The organism is Escherichia sp. E.sYA108 (assembly GCF_011754335.1).
GTDB classification, from domain to species: domain Bacteria; phylum Pseudomonadota; class Gammaproteobacteria; order Enterobacterales; family Enterobacteriaceae; genus Escherichia; species Escherichia coli.
Genome location: NZ_JAAQVZ010000001.1, coordinates 53784 through 75037 on the forward strand (window position 1 = coordinate 53784; position 21254 = coordinate 75037).

General features: G+C 46.7%; 18 protein-coding genes and 1 tRNA gene. 15 read left to right on the plus strand and 4 right to left on the minus strand.

Features of this window, described 5'->3' with window-relative positions; all coding sequences use genetic code 11:
* Window positions 1–32: 32 nt before the first annotated feature.
* Window positions 33–716, minus strand: a complete 684-nt coding sequence (locus HBM92_RS00275) for a WYL domain-containing protein (RefSeq protein ID WP_000856938.1) — start codon at window positions 714–716, stop codon at window positions 33–35.
* Window positions 717–1169: 453 nt separating this feature from the next.
* On the opposite strand from HBM92_RS00275, the gene HBM92_RS00280 reads away from it, so the two are divergent.
* From HBM92_RS00280 to HBM92_RS00300, 5 genes are all read left to right on the plus strand, one after another.
* On the plus strand, window positions 1170–2270 hold the full coding sequence (locus tag HBM92_RS00280) for an ABC-three component system protein (RefSeq protein ID WP_000599828.1): 1101 nt from the start codon (window positions 1170–1172) through the stop codon (window positions 2268–2270).
* On the plus strand, window positions 2260–2745 hold the full coding sequence (locus HBM92_RS00285; RefSeq protein WP_001304991.1) for an ABC-three component system middle component 2: 486 nt from the start codon (window positions 2260–2262) through the stop codon (window positions 2743–2745). Before HBM92_RS00280 ends, HBM92_RS00285 begins: the two co-directional genes overlap by 11 nt.
* 2 nt (window positions 2746–2747) lie before the next feature.
* The gene (locus tag HBM92_RS00290) at window positions 2748–4574 is read left to right on the plus strand and encodes a hypothetical protein (protein ID WP_000829994.1); all 1827 of its coding nucleotides are present in this window, start codon (window positions 2748–2750) and stop codon (window positions 4572–4574) included.
* 38 nt (window positions 4575–4612) lie between these two features.
* The gene (locus tag HBM92_RS00295; protein WP_001146352.1) at window positions 4613–4810 is read left to right on the plus strand and encodes a hypothetical protein; all 198 of its coding nucleotides are present in this window, start codon (window positions 4613–4615) and stop codon (window positions 4808–4810) included.
* A gap of 317 nt (window positions 4811–5127) precedes the next feature.
* On the plus strand, window positions 5128–6453 hold the full coding sequence (locus HBM92_RS00300) for a hypothetical protein (protein WP_001281818.1): 1326 nt from the start codon (window positions 5128–5130) through the stop codon (window positions 6451–6453).
* A 198-nt stretch (window positions 6454–6651) separates the two neighbouring features.
* Here HBM92_RS00300 and HBM92_RS00305 read toward each other — a convergent pair whose 3' ends face one another.
* Together HBM92_RS00305 and HBM92_RS00310 are read right to left on the minus strand one after the other, a co-directional pair.
* The gene (locus tag HBM92_RS00305) at window positions 6652–7863 is read right to left on the minus strand and encodes a tyrosine-type recombinase/integrase (protein WP_001219060.1); all 1212 of its coding nucleotides are present in this window, start codon (window positions 7861–7863) and stop codon (window positions 6652–6654) included.
* A 300-nt stretch (window positions 7864–8163) separates the two neighbouring features.
* Window positions 8164–8258, minus strand: a tRNA-Sec gene (locus HBM92_RS00310).
* A 292-nt stretch (window positions 8259–8550) separates the two neighbouring features.
* Here HBM92_RS00310 and HBM92_RS00315 point away from each other — a divergent pair.
* From HBM92_RS00315 to HBM92_RS00360, 10 genes are all read left to right on the plus strand, one after another.
* Window positions 8551–9933: a glycoside-pentoside-hexuronide family transporter gene (locus HBM92_RS00315; protein WP_000834418.1), complete on the plus strand. Its 1383-nt coding sequence runs from the start codon at window positions 8551–8553 to the stop codon at window positions 9931–9933.
* A 9-nt stretch (window positions 9934–9942) separates the two neighbouring features.
* Window positions 9943–12261 (plus strand): alpha-xylosidase, encoded by a 2319-nt coding sequence (yicI, locus tag HBM92_RS00320; protein WP_000702866.1) that lies wholly within the window; start codon window positions 9943–9945, stop codon window positions 12259–12261.
* Between the two features lie 282 nt (window positions 12262–12543).
* Window positions 12544–14097 (plus strand): BglG family transcription antiterminator, encoded by a 1554-nt coding sequence (locus HBM92_RS00325; protein ID WP_001304988.1) that lies wholly within the window; start codon window positions 12544–12546, stop codon window positions 14095–14097.
* A 26-nt stretch (window positions 14098–14123) separates the two neighbouring features.
* Window positions 14124–14594, plus strand: a complete 471-nt coding sequence (locus HBM92_RS00330; RefSeq protein WP_000355546.1) for a PTS sugar transporter subunit IIA — start codon at window positions 14124–14126, stop codon at window positions 14592–14594.
* Window positions 14595–14611: 17 nt separating this feature from the next.
* Window positions 14612–14926: a PTS fructose transporter subunit IIB gene (locus tag HBM92_RS00335; RefSeq protein ID WP_001028073.1), complete on the plus strand. Its 315-nt coding sequence runs from the start codon at window positions 14612–14614 to the stop codon at window positions 14924–14926.
* 24 nt (window positions 14927–14950) lie between these two features.
* A complete protein-coding gene (locus HBM92_RS00340; RefSeq protein WP_000662201.1) occupies window positions 14951–16042 on the plus strand; it encodes a PTS fructose transporter subunit IIC in 1092 nt (363 codons plus the stop codon).
* Window positions 16043–16053: 11 nt separating this feature from the next.
* Window positions 16054–16905, plus strand: coding sequence for a class II fructose-bisphosphate aldolase (locus tag HBM92_RS00345; RefSeq protein WP_000457127.1), 852 nt, complete (start codon window positions 16054–16056; stop codon window positions 16903–16905).
* A gap of 80 nt (window positions 16906–16985) precedes the next feature.
* A complete protein-coding gene (locus HBM92_RS00350; RefSeq protein WP_000961381.1) occupies window positions 16986–17846 on the plus strand; it encodes a ketose-bisphosphate aldolase in 861 nt (286 codons plus the stop codon).
* Between the two features lie 47 nt (window positions 17847–17893).
* The gene (locus HBM92_RS00355; protein WP_000559090.1) at window positions 17894–18826 is read left to right on the plus strand and encodes an ROK family protein; all 933 of its coding nucleotides are present in this window, start codon (window positions 17894–17896) and stop codon (window positions 18824–18826) included.
* Window positions 18807–19487, plus strand: a complete 681-nt coding sequence (locus tag HBM92_RS00360) for a D-lyxose/D-mannose family sugar isomerase (RefSeq protein ID WP_001297961.1) — start codon at window positions 18807–18809, stop codon at window positions 19485–19487. The genes HBM92_RS00355 and HBM92_RS00360 overlap by 20 nt, the downstream gene beginning before the upstream one ends.
* A 43-nt stretch (window positions 19488–19530) precedes the next feature.
* Here the strand turns inward: HBM92_RS00360 and HBM92_RS00365 are convergent, their stop codons facing one another.
* The gene (locus HBM92_RS00365; protein ID WP_001304987.1) at window positions 19531–21240 is read right to left on the minus strand and encodes an AsmA family protein; all 1710 of its coding nucleotides are present in this window, start codon (window positions 21238–21240) and stop codon (window positions 19531–19533) included.
* Between the last annotated feature and the right edge of the window lie 14 nt (window positions 21241–21254).

Below are 21254 nucleotides of genomic sequence, written 5' to 3' on the forward strand. Positions count from 1 at the left end.
CTCCTTTTTTAATTTGAAATAAACGTTGTCTGTTACTCTCTGAAGGTCTGAATTACGTCACTTATGAAACGAAAGTGAGGGAGGGCTGAAATAAACTCTTCACTGGCAGTCAGAGCATCAAGTTCAGGCTTTCTGCGGAAAGAGGTATCCAGAACGGTTACGGCGTTAACGTCTTCCATCCGAAACACCTGTAAATTTCTGGTGCGGGTAGCAACAAGAAACCAGTTTTTGGACTGAAATATCAGACGGCGGGGAGCTACTGCTTCGTAGCTTTTACCGTTAACCAATAATGTAACGGCGCGGTAGTCGCGGATAGCTTCCGCCAGTTTCAGAAAACAGGCAGTCTGCGTGACGGGAGAAGATAATGCCCCATGCCCAATAAGACACGGCGATACGCCGGAATTGCTGGCAATCAACCGGATCAACTTGCGGTTTTGAGCCGGAATGATTCCTGAAATTCCTGAATTACGTATAAACGCAAATGTATTGGGTAAGTGCTCCCGGCCTGTTTGGCGGATAAGTCGGTAACTTCCGCTGCGATGCTCAAGATCCAGATGGATCAGGCGTTGCTGAAAATCCCGCTGTAGGGTGCGTTCTGAGACACCAAATTCATCAGCTAATACTTTAAGCTCCAGAGATTCACCAGCCAGTAAGCGGCTGATAATGACTGATAGCCTGACAGACAGGCGGTCATGATGATCATGCTGTGTTTTCATAGTGGGGACAGTCCTGTTCTCCCAAAATATCATGGTGTTGATACGGGAGATTATGCCGTACAGGTACGACACGTTATGTCGTACTAAATTGAGATGAATGGAAAAATGATGAAATAATTAAATACATTTAACTAATTGAAGTTAATAATATTATTTCTTGTTTGAGAGTGCCATCTTCAACATCACGACACGTCCTGTCAGATTCCCTAATGCCGAACAGAGGAGCTCTGTTTCATAGGAATAATTTGCTTATGAAAATTTTTATCGAGCAATGAACGTATAACTCGTGATTAGGTTGGTTAAACAACCTAAAAACGATCAGCTATGATGAGATTTTCTTTCAGCTAGGGTAGCGACAAAAAGCACGGTATAATCATAAATAGCTAATTAATCAATTGGTTAAAAAATGATCAGCAAATAAAGCGATATGATAGTACCTATGAGGGATGTCAGATGATTTTAGAAAGTGATCTAAGAGATATACACCCTAAATGGGCCGGTGGGGTTCCATCAACTATGCATATACAGGATGGGCTACCCATTCCTAAGTCAGTACGAGTTCAATCTTTCAGCCCTGCTGAATGGGAGGAGTTCACTGAAGAATGGGCTAGTTATCTTAAAAATGAATATATAACCGTTAGACGTTTTGGTGGTTCAGGGGATCTTGGTATTGATATCGCTGGTTTTTGTTCAAAAAACGGTTTTGAAGCGGTATGGGACAATTATCAATGCAAACGATATGATCATCCTCTCAGGCCCGGGGAGGTTTGGGTTGAGATGGGTAAGATCATTTACTATTCATTTCTAGGCGAATATTTGCCGCCACGTAAACATTTTTTTGTCTGTTCTCAGGGAATCGGAACAAGTCTTGAGCAGTTGCTAAATAAGCCCACTGAATTAAAAGAAAAATTAGCTGAAAATTGGGGTAAAAATTGCCAAGACAAAATTTCATCTGTCATAGATGTCCCATTGACTGGTGAGTTAAAAACCTACTTTGATATGTTTGATTTCACTATATTCTCTTCAAAATCATTAGTTGAACTTATTGAAGTACACTCAAAAACAGTTTTTCACTCAGTCCGATTTGGTGGTGGATTGCCGTGTCGTCCGAATCCAGATTTGCCGCCAGATAAACCAGCCGATAATGAGAGTCGCTATCTACGTCAACTCCTTGATGCTTATGGAGATCATTTAGGTACCCATTTTCCTGATTCTACTTTCTTAGATTCACATAACCAGTTTAAAAGAGACTACCTACGTCAGCGTGAGCGTTTTTACCATGCCGAGTCACTGAAAAATTTTGCGCGAGATACAGTTCCTGCGGGAACATTTGATCAATTACAGGATGAAATTTTTCATGGAGTTATTGATGTATGTGAAGATTTCCATGACAGTGGATTTGAAAGGATGAAAGCAACAATCAAGCAAGCAACCATCATCGCGGTAACATCTAACCCTTTAGTATCGTCTTTTAAAACTCAAGATCGTCAAGGTATTTGTCACCAATTGGCTAACGATGATCGTTTGAATTGGGTTCCTAATAATGAAACATAATTTACATACAGAGCCATTCAATAGTCCTTTTGAAGCTGGTGTACGTTCACTTGCGATTTTAGTTGCGGCATTTCCTGAAGCCTATGACTTACAACGGCTCGTTGAAATGGATTACCTCGTTGTTCATTCAGGCGATGTTAATGGCCCGGCAAGCCTACATGCACCTCTACCTATGCGTGCAGGTGAATTACTAGTAAGGCATGGTTTGATTGAAAAAGGATTACTGCTCATGATTAGCAGGGGATTAGTGCAAAGAGTTGCAGCAAGGGATGGATTTAGATATCAGGCGGGGGAGGTTGCAGCTCCTTTTATGGCATCTCTTACAACTGAATATTCATGTAGATTAAAAAGATGTGCAGAGTGGGCGGTTATACAATTTAATGATTTAACAATTCAGGAAATACGGAACATTACACATCGATTCTTTCAACAATGGTCGAGTCAGTTCCAAAATATTCAGTCATCTGGAGGATAATTATGGCTGAAAATTATTTACAAATTCGCAAGCTTGTATTTCGGGGGCAAAATAAAGAATCAGTTTTGTCTTTTTCTGAAGGGGTCAACTCGATTTGCGGTGCTTCAGATACAGGCAAGTCTTTTATTGCGGAATCTCTTGATTTCATGTTGGGAGGAAAGAAGTTACGGGAAATTGTAGAACTATCCACCTACACGGAGATTGAACTCTATTTAGTTAGTAATGCTGGAAAACGTTGGCGTCTTCATCGTGCAGTTGCTGGTGGAAAATTTACTCTAACTGATTTGGATGACCATAATTTAAAAGACGTACCTCTTAAACAAAAGCACGTCCAAGGAAAAAGAGATAATCTGTCAGGCTTTATGCTTGAGCAGCTTGGGTTATTTAATAAAAAGATATTGAAAAGTCGTGATAAGGCAACAACTCGAGGGTTAAGTTTTCGAGATTTAGCCAGATTAGCACTGATTCAGGAAGGTGAAATACAAAAGAAAGGCTCGCCTTTTTTATCCGATAATCCTACAAATAAAACCTCTGAGTTAGCAACCTTAAAGCTTTTGCTTACAGGTGTAGATGATGCTTCAATAAAAAACATTAAAGATACTAATACTGACACTTCAGCACAGATTGTATTAATAGATGAGTTTATTATTGAGCTAAATAATGAAATTGATGATTTGGGTATAGTTCGCAGCGATATATTATCGCAGTTTAGCCGTCTTGAGCAGACAATTATGCTACAGCGTAATTTTCTTGCTTCTCAACAAGATGAGCTTAATAACCTGTTATTGGAAAGGGGAAAATATTATGAATCTAAAAATAACATCCAGAAGCGGTTAGATGAAATCTCTGAACTATTAGCCAGGTTCACTCTACTATATGAGCATTATGTAGTAGACATTGATCGTCTCAAATCAATTCAGGAAAGTGGGTTGATTTTTATGCATATTGAAGCAGTACCTTGTCCTCATTGTGGAGCTAGTCCAGATCATCAAGATCTGGAAAAAATATGTGATGGGGACGTTAATTCTATTATAAACTCAGCTACAGCCGAGATAGTTAAAATTGAAACGTTGTTGAGTGAGCTAAATAATACAGTATCGGATCTTCGTGGTGAAGAGCAACATCTAAAAAAAGAATACTCAAAATGTGAGGAAACTTATCAGCATTTAGATAAAACAATTCGAGATATAGTTGCTCCAAAAGTTGATAATTTTAGCCATGCTTATACAGCATTAGTTGATAAAAAATCTGAAATTCAAAGGTCTGTTGATTTATTTATAAGAAGGGAACGGCTGGAAAAAAGAAAAGCCGATTTATTGAATAAAAGTTGTATTGTACATGAGAAAACTCAGTTGGAAATTGGTCCCTCTGATTCTGTAATGCATAACCTTTCATTGAAAATTTCCTCCATACTAAAAGCATGGAATTTCCCTGGTGAATGCAACGTATTTTTCGACAAAGTTGCTTCAGACTTTGTGATAGATGGTAAGCCCAGAGGTAGTCGAGGAAAGGGACTACGAGCTATTACACATGCAGCAGTTAGTGTCGCATTACTAGAGTTTTGTCAGGAGGAGGAGTTACCTCACCCCGGTTTCCTTGTTTTAGATTCACCTCTCCTCGCCTATTATAAACCAGAAGGTGAAGATGATGTTGCTTTACAAGGAACTGATCTTAAAGAAAAATTCTATGAATATCTTTCTAAGTATCATACTAATAATAGTCAAATAATAGTGATTGAAAATCCTCATCCTCCTGAAAACATGAGCGAAAAGATTACTACGACAATTTTTACTAACAACCCTAAAATTGGTCGTCAGGGGTTACTATAGATAATTTTATGTTTTAATTCCTTACAAAGGAGGGAGTTATGCCATATATACAAGTAGAGAAAGATGGTCTTCTGTATGAGGCCGAGTATTTCTATGAGGATGGTATGGTTACAGTTTTTGGAATAAGAGGTGGGCAATCCAGCGTAGATCTTAACGGAATGACAGAGACCGCTGCTGCACGCACTGCTTTACGAAATCTTATTAGAGAAAACAAAGTAGATCCTTTATCTGAATAAAAATAGGCCGTCAATTATGACGGCTATATTTGATATGTATTAGCTCTAATCTTATCGGATAGAACACAATCAGGTTAGATCTACGAGTTCAACCAACGGATTCGAAACATACCATAGAGTTACTGTTCAGATGAGGCTCCCTAAACGGTTACGGTCAGATTTTGTTGGCTATGGTAGATTACTTTGAAAACGGCTGGCACTGACAAGTAAAATGCAAAGGGGTAGTCAAACCACAGACAATTACGTACCTTAGATCTTATTCTGAGATTTCTTTGATCTAAATTGAGTATCACAACCAAAGCGAAAGGAGTCTAAAATTGTCAGATCTCGTACCAAAATTGCCAGAGCCAGTACTTCCTGCATTACCTACAACTATTCTGCCTGCCATTTCCGAACTTACTGCATCATTGGGTATCCCCCGTCATGTTTTGGCAAGAGACGAGGAAATTCAGTATGCATGGCGCGACCTTCCCCGTGAACTGCGTGAAATTCCACCAGATCTTCGTGGTGAACTGGTCGCCAGAATGTGTGTTGCTGTCAGCACTGGCCTATTTGATGGGGCAATGAACTACGCATGGAATGCCGCTATCCTTCAGCTAAGAACAAAAATACGGAATTTTGGCCTACCCATTGTCGCGCAGATTCTGCAATCGGACTTTGAAGAAAAGCATCTATTGGAGCTTCAGGATAGCCGACTTCTTGAACTTGCACTCAAGCTAAACCTAGTTAACGAAGATGGGTTCTTTTTTCTTGATCAATGTCGTGAAGTTCGCAATAACTTTTCGGCTGCCCATCCGACAATGGGCAGCGTAAATGATCGAGAATTTACAACGTTCTTAAACCGATGCGTTCGTTATGCTCTAGCTGATGCATCCTCTCCGAAAGGGGTAGACATTGGGGCATTTATCTCGGCAGTCAAAGGTCCTAGATTTAATGCGAATCAACATGATGTGTGGGTGCAAAGACTTGTAGATACACACGATGCTCAGCGTCAGATGCTGGTTGGAATGGTGCATGGTATCTATTGCGATCCAAATACATCAGAACCGTCGCGTTTGAACGCATTGGATATAGGCAGCTCACTAAAAGAAATTTTTACTGCATCTCTTCGCTCAGATCTTGTCAACAAACATAGCGAGTATGCAGCAAAAGGAGACGAGCCACGTCATGCGGCATCTCTCCAATTTTTCGAGAAACTTGGTCTTTTGACGCTGCTAAACGAGTCTGAGCAACATGCTGTCTTCTACCGAGCAATTGAGCGACTTTGGAATGTGCATAACGGAACAAATAATTTCTACAACGAGCCACCATTTGCAGAACGGTTATTAGAACTGTCGCTACACGGAGCGGTACCGGAAACTGCACAAGAGCAATTCGTTCAGGTAGTTGTCTGCTGCAATATTGGCAATGGTTACGGTGTTTGTTGGGCTGCAGCTACAAGCTACGAACAATTAATTCGTAACTTTTCTCCAAGGGAAATTGCAACAATGATTCGTTTGGCAAGCAACAATGACAATAGTCTTGGGCGCCGTGTAAACGCATTACCGTCATGCCGTGCGAGATTTAAAGCTACACTCGCTTTAATTGATCCAGCTAGTATCCCTAGTGGAGTTAAAGCGGCTTACGACCATTTCATAAAGTAGCAGGACGCAGAGGCCTAGAACGAGAAGACGATTTTTGGGCGTCATGGGTAATGCGCCCTCACTGGAGCATTACAGTCATTTCAGTTGAGAGCAGCCTCAACGCTAATTTTGCAGCAGGTGATCGAACTGGCTGAGATCCTCAGGGGTTTTGAGATTTTTAGCCAGTTCATTAGGCAGAGTTTCCAATATCTTTGACTGCTAGATTGTGTTCTTAAAATCCCCATGGATAACATTCTCTCTTGTCAGGGAACCAATATAATCCGCATACCACTGCATCATCTCCCTACGCCCATCAAGATACTGTGCATGGTTATACGTCCCGCGAATCGCGTTCTTATCGACGTGTGCAAGCTGCGTTTCAATCCACGCTGAGTTAAAGCCTTTTTCATGCAGAATAGTACTCATCGTGTGGCGGAAACCGTGCCCCGTCAGCCTGCCTTTATATCCCAGTAATTCGATAACCTGATTAACACTTTCCTTACTGATAGGCTTGCGGGGATCGTTTCTGCCGATAAAGACCAGCGGATGATGTTTTGATATCGGTTCAAGCTGTTTAAACAGCGTAATAACCTGTTCTGAGAGCGGCACAATATGGGGCCGTTTCATCTTCATCACTTCTGCCGGGATCTCCCATAGTTTTGTCTCAAAATCTATATCCTCCCAGCGTGCGAAACGTAGTTCTTGCGTGCGTACACCGGTTAACATAATGATCTGAGTGGCTGTCTTCGTGATGATACTGCCGGTATAACCCGCCAGATCGTTAAGGAAGTGAGGAAGTTCATTGGCAGTAAGGAAGGGGAAATGTACTTTTTTCGGTGTAGCTAACGCGCTGGCAAGATCGGGAGCGGGGTTATAGTCAGCTCTGCCAGTGACAATTGCATAGCGGAACACTTCACCACAGCGCTGACGGACCTTGCGCATTTTCTCCAGCGCTCCGCGTTTCTCCATCTTGCGCAGTGCTTCCAGTAGTTCCATTGGTTTAATTTCAGCAATAGGGCGCTTACCGATGTAGGGAAAGATATCTTTTTCAAAGGTGTCGATGATTTCATCACGATAGCGTAATGACCAGCGATCGGCTTTCGACTGATGCCACTCGCGAGCAACGGCCTCGAAAGTGTTTTTCAAACTCATTTGCAGCGCGATTTTTTCTTCTTTTTTTGCCTCACCCGGATCGCCACCAGCCGCAAGTATTTTCCTGGCTTCACTGCGTTTCTCACGAGCGTCGGCAAGCGTTACATCGGGGTAAACGCCAATAGACAGCATCTTTTCCTTACCAGCGAAGCGGTACTTCATACGCCAGTATTTGGAACCATTAGCGTTAATCAGCAGATACATACCGCCGCTATCAGCCAGCTTATAGGGCTTTTCTTTTGGCTTCGCGGTTTTCACTTTAACATCGGTTAGCGCCATGACATCCTCCGGCTTTTGATGAATCCATCCTCCTGGGGGGATTTCTGCCAGTAACCAACCTGATACCCCCAATGCACCCCTTATATAGCAAAGATGTCTTTAAAACCCCTTGTTATATCTCACATTTTTACCATTATGGGGGTGCTGATATTTTAAGAGGGAAATGGCACCCCCGAATGCACCCCCAAAAACAACTTGATGTGGGTTGAAGTCGGTTGACCTCAGGATATAAAGAAAACCTGATATATAAGGGATTAGAAGGGGTTTTGTTGACATCGGGAGAGTTCAGAAGAGGCATTTTGGCGGAAGATCACAGGAGTCGAACCTGCCCGGGACCGCTGGCGGCCCCAACTGGATTTGAAGTCCAGCCGCCTCACCGGAGACGACGATCTTCCGCGCCTCGATTGCTACATGGAGGCGGGGCGCATTATAGCTACTTCCTTGAGTTTCTACATCCCCCAGATCAGTTTTTTCCGCCTAATACACGCAGCGTATTATCACGAAAGCATTATAGTTCATATAAAACTCATATTTTACAATGATATATTAGCGAAATTAACGCTACCACGATCACATAAAACAAGAATCATAAATTAATAACCAGATATCGGAATATTCGCTCTCGCAGGGATGGTTTACAAAATGCGTTATCGGTCTCAGCACCCCTATAGCATCAAGGAAAAGCAGATGAAGAGTGAAGTGTTGTCCGTTAAAGAGAAAATTGGTTATGGCATGGGAGACGCCGCCAGCCACATTATTTTCGATAACGTAATGTTATATATGATGTTCTTTTATACCGATATTTTTGGCATTCCTGCCGGATTTGTCGGAACCATGTTTTTGGTCGCTCGTGCACTGGATGCGATTTCCGATCCTTGCATGGGGTTGTTGGCCGATCGAACGCGCTCTCGCTGGGGTAAATTTCGGCCGTGGGTGCTGTTTGGCGCACTGCCATTCGGGATCGTCTGTGTACTGGCCTATAGCACGCCAGATCTCAGTATGAACGGAAAAATGATTTATGCAGCAATTACTTACACCCTACTTACCTTACTTTATACCATCGTCAATATCCCTTACTGCGCATTGGGTGGTGTAATCACCAATGACCCGACTCAGCGTATCTCGCTGCAATCCTGGCGTTTTGTGCTGGCGACCGCGGGAGGCATGCTCTCTACTGTTCTGATGATGCCACTGGTTAATTTAATTGGTGGTGATAATAAACCACTCGGTTTCCAGGGCGGTATCGCGGTCCTTTCCGTGGTGGCATTTATGATGCTGGCATTCTGTTTCTTCACCACTAAAGAACGCGTTGAAGCACCACCTACAACGACGTCTATGCGGGATGATTTACGTGATATCTGGCAAAACGACCAGTGGCGTATTGTCGGTTTCCTGACAATTTTCAATATCCTGGCGGTGTGCGTACGCGGTGGGGCGATGATGTATTACGTCACATGGATTTTGGGTACGCCGGAAGTGTTTGTCGCTTTTCTCACCACTTATTGCGTGGGTAACCTGATTGGCTCCGCACTGGCAAAACCGCTGACCGACTGGAAATGTAAAGTCACTATCTTCTGGTGGACGAACGCCCTGCTGGCAGTGATTAGCCTCGCGATGTTCTTTGTTCCTATGCAGGCCAGCATCACCATGTTTGTCTTCATCTTCGTGATTGGTGTGTTGCATCAACTGGTGACACCTATCCAGTGGGTAATGATGTCCGATACCGTCGACTACGGCGAGTGGTGTAATGGTAAACGCCTGACCGGGATCAGTTTTGCTGGCACGCTGTTTGTGCTCAAACTGGGGTTGGCCTTCGGTGGTGCCCTTATCGGCTGGATGCTGGCTTATGGCGGATATGATGCGGCAGAAAAAGCGCAGAACAGCGCCACAATTAGCATCATTATCGCGCTATTCACGATTGTTCCGGCGATCTGTTACTTGCTGAGCGCGATTATCGCTAAACGCTACTACTCGCTCACGACGCACAATCTGAAAACCGTTATGGAACAGCTGGCGCAGGGCAAACGCCGTTGCCAGCAACAATTCACCTCTCAAGAAGTGCAGAACTAAGGAACGGCAATGAAAATTAGCGACGGAAACTGGTTGATTCAACCTGATCTCAATTTGATTCACCCGCTTCAGGTGTTCGAGGTTGAACAGCAGGGTAATGAAATGGTGGTCTATGCTGCCCCTCGTGATGTGCGTGAACGTACCTGGCAGCTTGATACGCCTTTATTTACGCTGCGCTTTTTCTCCCCACAGGAAGGTATTGTCGGTGTACGGATTGAGCATTTTCAGGGGGCGCTGAATAACGGTCCTCATTACCCGCTCAATATTTTGCAGGACGTGAAGGTCACTATCGAAAACACAGAACGTTACGCTGAGTTTAAAAGTGGCAACTTAAGTGCGCGTGTCAGCAAAGGTGAGTTCTGGTCACTGGATTTTCTGCGCAACGGCGAACGTATTACCGGTAGTCAGGTGAAAAATAACGGCTACGTGCAGGACACGAATAATCAACGAAATTATATGTTTGAGCGGCTGGATCTTGGCGTTGGCGAAACAGTTTACGGTCTGGGAGAGCGCTTTACTGCCCTGGTGCGCAATGGCCAGACGGTAGAGACCTGGAACCGGGACGGCGGCACAAGTACTGAACAGGCGTATAAAAATATCCCGTTTTATATGACTAACCGTGGTTATGGGGTACTGGTCAATCATCCCCAATGCGTCTCTTTTGAAGTGGGATCGGAGAAAGTCTCCAAAGTACAGTTCAGCGTTGAGAGTGAATATCTCGAATACTTTGTTATCGACGGCCCGACGCCGAAAGCGGTACTTGATCGTTATACCCGTTTTACTGGCCGTCCGGCGCTGCCGCCCGCGTGGTCCTTCGGTCTGTGGCTAACCACTTCATTTACCACCAACTACGACGAAGCGACGGTAAACAGCTTTATCGATGGTATGGCGGAACGCAATCTGCCGCTGCATGTTTTCCACTTTGACTGTTTCTGGATGAAAGCCTTCCAGTGGTGCGATTTTGAGTGGGACCCGCTGACTTTTCCGGACCCGGAAGGGATGATCCGCCGCCTGAAAGCGAAAGGGCTGAAAATCTGCGTCTGGATTAACCCCTATATTGGGCAAAAATCCCCCGTCTTTAAAGAGTTACAAGAGAAAGGTTATTTACTCAAACGCCCGGACGGTTCGCTGTGGCAGTGGGATAAATGGCAGCCAGGTCTGGCGATTTATGACTTTACCAATCCGGATGCCTGCAAATGGTACGCCGACAAACTGAAAGGTCTGGTCGCGATGGGCGTTGATTGCTTTAAGACCGACTTTGGCGAACGTATTCCAACCGATGTTCAATGGTTTGATGGTTCCGATCCGCAGAAAATGCATAACCATTATGCGTACATCTACAACGAACTGGTGTGGAACGTGCTCAAGGACACCGTTGGTGAGGAAGAAGCCGTCTTGTTTGCCCGCTCGGCCTCCGTCGGTGCGCAGAAATTCCCGGTACACTGGGGTGGCGACTGTTACGCTAACTACGAATCAATGGCGGAAAGCCTGCGCGGTGGTTTGTCTATTGGCCTTTCAGGTTTTGGCTTCTGGAGCCACGATATCGGCGGCTTTGAAAATACCGCTCCGGCGCACGTTTACAAACGCTGGTGCGCGTTTGGTTTGCTTTCCAGCCATAGCCGTTTACATGGCAGCAAATCTTATCGTGTGCCGTGGGCCTACGATGATGAGTCCTGTGATGTGGTGCGCTTCTTCACGCAACTGAAATGCCGCATGATGCCGTATCTGTATCGTGAAGCTGCACGTGCAAACGCGCGGGGTACGCCGATGATGCGGGCCATGATGATGGAGTTCCCGGACGATCCGGCTTGTGATTACCTTGACCGTCAATACATGTTAGGCGACAACGTGATGGTTGCGCCTGTGTTCACTGAAGCGGGCGATGTGCAGTTCTACCTGCCGGAAGGTCGCTGGACACACCTGTGGCACAACGATGAACTCGACGGTAGTCGCTGGCATAAACAGCAGCACAGCTTCCTGAGTCTGCCCGTTTATGTGCGTGATAGCACCCTACTGGCGCTGGGCAACAACGATCAACGTCCCGATTACGCGTGGCACGAAGGTACGGCATTCCACCTCTTTAATCTGCAAGACGGGCATGAAGCCGTCTGTGAAGTGCCCGATGCTGACGGTTCGGTGATCTTTACTTTAAAAGCAGCACGTACTGGCAACACGATTACTGTGACTGGTACGGGCGAGGCGAAGAACTGGACACTGTGCTTGCGCAATATTGTGAAAGTAAATGGTCTGCAAGGCGGTTCGCAGGCTGAAAGTGAGCAGGGACTGGTGGTGACTCCTCAAGGGAATGCGCTGACAATTACGTTGTAATCTATTGAAGAATGCCGGATACGAATGGTTTTGTGTCGTATCCGGTAAATAATCTCACATCTGGTAATAAATATTTCTTCCATCGTATTTGCGAGCATGATCACGATTATTCATCACGAAAATGTGATCTGTGCTGAAAAATATCCCTTAACCGCCTTGCTTTGTTTTATCACTGTCCGGATTACGGACAGATTTTAGTATTGTTGTGAAATTATTCTGCTTTATATTTACCCTCAGAGATGGCAACTGAAGCTCTTCCATATGGTGTGATAAGGGTAAAAAATGCAAATGATTACCTCGCGACAAAACAGATTATTACGATTCCTTTTACCTCGAAGGGAATATACGACTATTGTTACGATTGCCGGCTATTTAAATGTTTCGGAAAAAACCATTCAACGTGATTTACGTTTACTTGAGCAATGGCTGGGACAATGGAGAATAAATGTTGAGAAGCGTGCTGGCGCGGGTGTGATGTTAAGTGCGGAGAATATTGCTGATTTGCTGCATCTTGATCATTTGTTGGTGGCAGAATGTGAAGAGATTGATTGTGTAATGAATAATGCCAGGCGCGTTAAAATAGCGTCGCAGTTATTAAGTGAAACACCGAATGAAACGTCGATCAGTAAATTGTCAGAACGCTACTTTATCAGCGGAGCCTCTATTGTTAATGACCTGAGAGTAATTGAGTCCTGGCTTGCGCCGTTGGGGTTATCGTTGATCCGCAGTCCAAGTGGTACGCATATTGAAGGTAGTGAAGGGCAAGTCCGACAGGCAATGGCATTACTGATTAACGGCATTATTAACCATAATGAGCCGCAAGGTGTCGTGTATTCACGTCTGGATCCCGGAAGCTATAAAGCATTAGTCCATTATTTTGGAGAAGAAGAGGTGTTATTTGTCCAGTCATTGTTACTGGATATGGAAAATGAATTAAGTTGGTCTTTGGGAGAACCTTATTACGTTAACATTTTTACTCACATCCTTATTATGATGTATCGCAACACGCACGGGAATGCGTTATCAAGAGAAGAAGATCAAACCAGACAATATGATGAAAATATCTTTAATGTTGCCAGTCAGATGATTCATAAGATAGATCAACGAATTGCACATACATTGCCCGATGATGAAGTCTGGTTTATTTATCAATATATCATTTCATCAGGTGTGGCGATTGATGGACAAAAAGATGTTAGCATTATTTCACATATGCAGGCCAGCAATGAAGCGCGTCTGATTACCTGGCGTTTAATTACGGTATTCAGTGACATCGTGGACTGCGATTTTAGTGAAGACAGCGCATTATATGATGGCTTATTGGTGCATATTAAGCCGCTGATTAACCGTCTAAATTATCGCATTCATATCCGTAATCCATTGCTGGAAGATATTAAAGCAGAATTAGCGGATGTCTGGCGGTTGACGCAATATGTGGTGAATCAGGTATTTAAAACCTGGGGTGAGAATGCAGTGAGCGAGGATGAAGTGGGTTACCTGACCGTTCATTTTCAGGCTGCGATGGAGCGGCAAATTGCCCGTAAACGTGTATTACTGGTCTGTTCAACCGGAATCGGAACTTCGCATCTACTGAAAAGCCGTATTCTGCGAGCATTTCCTGAATGGACGATTGTTGATGTTATTTCAGCAGCGAATTTATCACAGGTTTTGCCTGACAATATCGAACTGATTATTTCGACCATTAATTTGCCTACAGTCACTATGCCGGTCGCTTATGTTACCGCTTTTTTTAATGATGCCGATATTAAGCGGGTCACTGAAATGGTGATTACGGAAAAATTACATCATGCGACGTCTCGGGTCGTTGAAATTTAATGTCAGAATTTTATGAGGTATGACGAATGGACATAACAAAAATCCTGAATACGAATCGCGTTATTTTAGATATGCAAGCAACGAATAAAGCGGAGGCGATTGAAGAATTAACTAATCTTCTCAAAAAAGATGGTGCGATCGATTGTCGGGAAACCTTTATTAAAGATGTCTGGCAGCGCGAAGCGGAAGGCTCGACTGGTTTTGAAAATCATATTGCGATCCCGCATGGTAAATCTTCTGCGGTAATTAATACTACGCTGGCAATTGGCCGTACCCGCCAGGATATTCCCTGGGAAACGCTGGATGGCAGTAGCGTGCGCTGTATTATTTTATTTGCGGTACGTCTTGAAGATCAAAATACCACCCATATCCGTTTACTTTCCCAGGTCGCGGGCGCGCTGGCGGATGATGACATCATAGAACAATTGTTAGTTGAGACGAGTCCGCAAAAAATCATTGATCTCTTTAGTCAGTATGCACAATCCGATGTCTGCTAAATAACAGGGAGTATGTCATGAATATTGTCTGTGTTGCCGCCTGTACGGCGGGTATTGCTCATACCTATATTGCTCGTGAAAAGTTAATCAAAGGAGCAAAAGCTCTGGGCCATACCATTAAAGTTGAAACCCAGGGAACCATTGGTACAGAAAATGAATTACAGGCGGCAGATATCTCTGCTGCTGACGTCGTGATTCTTGCTGTAGATGTGAAAATAAAAGGAGAAGAACGCTTCACCAATAAACGTATTGTGCGAGTAAAGACAGAGATCGTCATTAAATCGCCCGTTCAATTTCTTGAAAAGGTCGAAAAATCACTGGGAAACAAATGATCCTTATACTGGAGGGATCTTAATATGAAAGAAAATAAAATTCCGGTTTCACAGGAAATTAAAAAACATTTATTAACCGGCATCTCGTGGATGATACCCCTTATTGTGGCCGCCGGGATATGTATTGCGTTGGGGCAAGTTCTTGGCGGTACAGATGTTGGTGAAAAAACAGGAACAATCCCGTGGATGCTTAATCAGATTGGCGGCTGGGGAATGGGGCTGATTGTGCCGCTGATTAGCGCGGCAATTGCCTATTCTATTGCCGATCGTCCCGGATTTGTCCCAGGCCTGATTGTCGGCTTTCTCTGCGGGCAAATCCATACCGGATTTATTGGCGGTATGTTGGGTGGTTTCCTGGTGGGCTACACCATTTTGCTACTTAAACGCTATATCCGCCTGCCGCAGTCGATGCAAGGACTCATGCCAATCATGGTGTTGCCGGTATTAAGCACCATTATCGGTGGGCTGTTAATGATGACGCTGATTGGTAAACCCATCGCCTGGTTACAAGAAGCACTGATTCATTTGCTCGAGTCGATGCAGGGCGGATCGCGCTTCCTGATGGGGGCCATACTTGGCGCGATGGCAACCTTCGATTTCGGTGGTCCGGTCAACAAAACCATGTCGCTGTTTTCCGATGGCTTGCTGGTCAGTGGCGTCTACGGACCAGAAGCCGTGAAATTTGTCGGCTCAATCATCCCTCCGTTTGGCATCACACTTTCGTTCTTACTGACACGCCATAAATACACCCGTGCGGAGCGCGAGGCGCTGAAAGCCGCGTTTCCGATGGGGATCTGCATGATCACTGAAGGAGTCATTCCGATCGCCGCGCGTGACCTGCTGCGAGTAGTGGGATCTTGTGTGGTGGCATCGGCGGTCGCGGGCGGCTTAATCATGGTGTGGGGCGTGGAGAGTCCGGTTCCGCATGGCGGCATGTTTGTTGTGCCTCTGTTCACCCATCCTCTGCTGTTTTGCCTGGCGCTGGGTATAGGCACGGTGATTTGTGGCGTGATGCTTTCACTCTGGAAGAAACCGGTAACGGAACGCGACGAAGAGTTTGACGAACTGAGCGATCAAAAGCTGAAAGATGAAGAGATCACTTTCACCCTCGAATAACCGGAGGCCCTATGTTTGCCGATATGAAAAGTATGGTGATGAAAGCCTGGCATGAACATTACGCCTTGCTGGCGATCAACTGTATGAATCTGGAAAGTGCTCACGCAGCTATCCGCGTGGCGGAGAAGAATCGCGCTCCGATCATTCTCAATCTCTATCAGGGGCATCTGGCGCATTTTCCTGCACCCGTCGCGGCGGCAGTGGTTAAAACGCTCGCGGAATCTGCCTCAGTACCGGTCGCTCTGGCGCTTGATCATGGCAAAAATCCGGACTGTATTCGTCAGGCGTTTCGTGCTGGTTTCAGCGGATTAATGATTGATGCTTCTGCTTTTCCCCTGGAGGAAAACGTGCGCCAGACCAGGGCGGTGGTGGAACTCGCCGCCAGCGCGCAGCTCTGCGTGGAAGGTGAACTGGGCCATCTGGCAGATGCGCCGCGTTATGACCAGGCCGCCAATGCAGACATGATGACGCAACCCACTGATGTGGAACCGTTTATCGTGCAGACAGGCATTGATCTACTGGCCGTTTCGGTAGGCACGGCGCACGGCATGTACGCGCCTGGTGTTGTACCTGCTATTGATTTTCAGCGTCTGGCGGAGATTTTCCACTGCTCGAGCGTGCCTCTGGCATTACATGGCGGTAGCGGTACGCCGTTCGATCAGCTCCAGCTCTGTACGACTCTGGGGGTAGCAAAAATCAACGTGGGGGCGGCCATTTTTGAACGGGGGAAATCCGCGCTCCTGCATACCCTCTGTCACGATATATCCATTGAACTGGTGGACGCGCTGAAAGCTATGGAACTGGCCTTCGAAGAAGCGATTACACCGTATTTACAGGCGAGCGGCTCTATCGGCAAAGCCTGATTCATTTTCTGTCATGGCCTTTATGCCAGTGCAATAACGCACCGGCAGGGCGGACTACACGCTGAAACTGGAGATTTAACATGTTAGTTTCGATGAAAGAATTACTGCAACCTACCCGCCAGCACGGCTTTGCCATTGGCGCATTTAATGTGGCGGATAACTGTTTCCTTCGCGCAGTCGTGGATGAAGCAGAAGCGACAAATACTCCGGCGATTATTGCCATCCATCCCAGCGAACATGATTTTGTGGGCGATGCCTTTTTCGCTCACGTTCGCGAAATTACCCAGCGTAGTCCGGTCCCGTTTGTACTGCACCTCGATCATGGTGCCTCTGTAGAGCATGTTTTGCGTGCGATTCGCTGCGGATTTACCTCAGTAATGATCGACGGTTCGCTGCTGCCGTATGAAGAAAACGTGGCGCTGACCGCAGAAGTGGTTCGCCTCGCTCACGCGGTTGGCGTGTCGGTTGAGGGTGAACTGGGAACCATCGGACAAACAGGAACGTCGGTAGAAGGTGGTGTTTCACAAGTGACCTACACAGATCCGGCGCAGGCCGCCGATTTTATTGCTCGTACAGGTGCCGACACACTGGCTGTGGCGATTGGTACAGCGCATGGCATCTATCCAAAAGGGATGCAGCCGAAGCTGCAAATGAACATTTTGCGCGACATTGCCGGACGTATTGATATTCCGCTGGTGCTACACGGTGGTTCGGCAAACCCGGACGCGGAGATTGCTGAATCAGTTACGCTCGGCGTCGGCAAAATCAATATCTCCAGCGATATGAAATACGCCTATTTCCAGAAAGTGCGTGAAATTCTCGCTAAAGAGAGCTGGTGGGACCCGAACGTCATCTATCCGGATGCGATTAACGCGGCGCGGGAAGTCATTCGCCACAAAATGAAACTGTTCGGTTCGTTCGGTAAAGCATCACTGTACTAAGCCAGAAGGGCGGGGTGACCCGCCTTTTACGCAACAAGGAACGAGATATGCACTATCTGGGGTTGGATATTGGTGGGACCAAAATCGCCGCCGTTGTCATGGATGCGCATGGCTGGGAGATTCGCCGTTACCGCTGCCCGACGCAAAAGTCAACATATCAACAATTTGTCTCATGCGTTGTGGCGCTTATCGAGCAGATTAGGCGGGACGTTCAACGACCGATGCTGACAGGGATCGCCTTACCCGGCAGTATCTCGCCACTCACTGGCCTGATTAAAAACGCGAATATTCAGGTGATTAACGGTCATGCGTTACAGGCTGATTTGCAGCAATTGCTTGGGCAACCGGTGGTGATAGCCAATGATGGTAACTGTTTCGCGCTATCAGAAGCTTGCGACGGTGCCGGGCAAGATTATGACGTGGTATTTGGTATTACGCTTGGTACGGGCTGCGGCGGTGGCATTGCCATCAAGCAACGACCGTTTATAGGGGCCTGGGGAAATGCTGCCGAATGCGGTCATATCACGTTGCCAGGCTATACGGAGCAGGAAGATGGTCCATCAGTCAGTTGCTATTGCGGCAAACACAACTGCGTGGAGTCGTTTGTTTCCGGCAGCGGTTTTAGTGAACGCTATCAACAGATGACTGGTAACTTGCTCACTTCTGCGGCGATTGTCACCCTGGCACAACGTGGTGATGCTTGTGCCATGCAGCAGGTGGCACGTTTTCGCCAACAGCTTGCCCGCACGCTGGCAACCATCGTTAATGTTGTTGACCCTGGCGTGATTGTGATCGGCGGCGGGCTTTCGAATGTGGAACTGCTTATCACCGATCTGAACGCAGAAGTCGCTCCACTGGTTTTCACCGATCAATTCACCACTCCCATTGTAAAAGCACAGCACGGCGACAGTAGCGGAATGCGTGGCGCTGCCTGGCTTGCTATGCGCAACGGAGAAGCCAATGAAACGTTCACAAATTAATTATGTTATTGATAAAGCACATGCCATTGCGCAGACCTTCCGCGTTTGTTTGCCAGAGTTCGCCTATTTTACGGTGGATGACTGGCTGCAGCGGGAACGGGATAACTGGCAAGAAGTGGTCGACTTACAGCTCGGTTGGGATATCACCGATTTTGGTCGTGGTGATTTCAACCAAACGGGACTAACACTGCTAACGATGCGCAACGGCGCGCTGGGGTCGGCGGCATATCCAAAACCGTATGCTGAGAAAATGTTGCAGATCCAACAAGATCAGCAGACTCCCTGGCATTTTCACACCCACAAAATGGAAGATATCCTCAATCGGGGCGGTGGAGACTTATGCATGCAGTTGGCCTGGGCCAACGAAGCCAATCTCTGTGATGATCAACGAGTCATTACCGTGAGTGTTGATGGTCAGCGGCGTACCATGAAACCTGGTGAAACGCTGGTGCTAAAGCCGGGGCAGGGCATTTGCCTGCCGCCGCGTCTGTATCATCGCTTCTGGGCGGAAAAAGCGTTTGTTCTCGGCTGGGAAATCTCGATGGTAAATGATGACCAACACGATAATTATTTTCTTGAGCCGGGAGGACGTTTTCCGGCGATAGAAGAAGATGAACCGGTGAAATGGTTATTGTGCAGTGAGTATGGAATTTTGCGCTAATAACGGGGAACGCTAGCGCTGATATCCGCTAGCGTCCTTATTTTTACTGCACCGGCTCCGTCGACGTAACTTCACCACTGGAAACTACGCCCGCATTCATGGTTTGAGTCACTTGCTGCTTTGCGGCATTCACGGCATGCAATTGCCCGCTAACCGTAGGTTTCAGCGGGACATTGGCCTGAATATCGCCACTGGCGGTAAGCTGAATATTGCCGTCGCCAGTCAACGGTAATTCAGGCCATCCCCAATGTTGCAAAATATTCACCGGCACACCGCGTCCATTCAGGCTGATATGGGTCTGACGTTGTGGCGTTTGTGAAACACTGGCGGTGGCTTCCAGAATGCCTTTTTCTGTAAATGCACTCAGTTCGCTGATATTCACCGTGCTGCTGTTGGCAGTTAGCGCCAGCGACGGACGACGGACATCAACACGATTAAACGTTGCGGCGGCGGCATTCAGATTCGCCGAGCCACTCCAGACGCCCCATTTATGATCGGTAACCAGCGTCAGATTGGCACCGTAACCATCGAGCGCGGTGAGCTGCCACGGGAAGTCAGGGTCGATATCAATGATCAGATTGCGGCTGGCGCTAAATCTCTTCAGTTGCAGGCTGTTTAACCAACCGGGTGTCGTTTCCATCCACAACTGTTGCCAGTTTTTTGGCAAGGTATATTCCAGTCCGGCAATTGCCGCATCATCGAGGATCAGCGTTTTCCCGTCGCGTTGCCAGTTTCCTGACGTTCTGACCATACCCCCTTCCCAGCGGCTGGTGAACTGGCGCAGTGCTACGCCCTGCGGGGAAAATTCTGCGTTTATAATCGGATCAAATAAATGCAGCGAGCCATGAATAAACTCGCTGGCGTTCATCGACAGTTTGCCTTCCTGTGTCTGCCAGTCATCTTTACTGAAGGTCATGTTGCGCAAGCTGAGATCGAGGTCGGTCACCGCCCAGTCCGGACCTTGCAAACGAGCATCGATGACTTCCAGGCGACCAATCTGCAACGACGGGACAGAGCGTAATGGCGCAAAGAAATCGGTTAGCGATTTTTCGCTTTGTAGACGGATATCCGCCATGCGCAGGTTTTCCACTTGCCAGCTGCCGTCAGCGTTACGCTGCGCGTTTCCGGTTAATGTCCCGCGGGCGATGTCGGCACCCAGGTTAGTCAGCGTAACGCGATCGTTATCAATACTGCCTTCAATCAGTACATTGGTGGCAGGAACATCATTGAGCGAAAGCGATCCGGCACTAAACTGAATCTGCGCCTTCGTACCCAGCACTTTACCGGCTTCTGGTGACCACGGAACCACGCCGCCATTTACCCGCTGCGCGCTCAGTTTCCATTCGCTATTCGGGCTATTAAACGCCATATCACGCAGTTGCAGACGATCGGCTTTGAACGGTAGCGGCGCGGTCTGGTCGGTGAGATTCAGCGTCCCGTTTTCCAGCAGGATGGTATCGACATGGCGTGGTTCGGTCAGTTGCCGACTGCTTAGCGCAATGTCGACACTTTTTGCCACCAGGGTCGCGGGCTGGCCATCACGGCCAAACGTGACGTTCTCCAGCACGATATGAGATGGCGCGGAAAAACGGTGATCCATCGCCCCGAAGGCCAGATGATAGTCGCTATTCTCGGAAACCCATGCGCTGATATGTTCTGCTCCCCAGCGGGTTTGCAGAAGAAAATAGAGGCCAGCGATCACCACTAACAGAGCGATGAGAATGTAGAGAAGCAGCTTCCCAATAAATTTCATGGTCTTCCATCCCG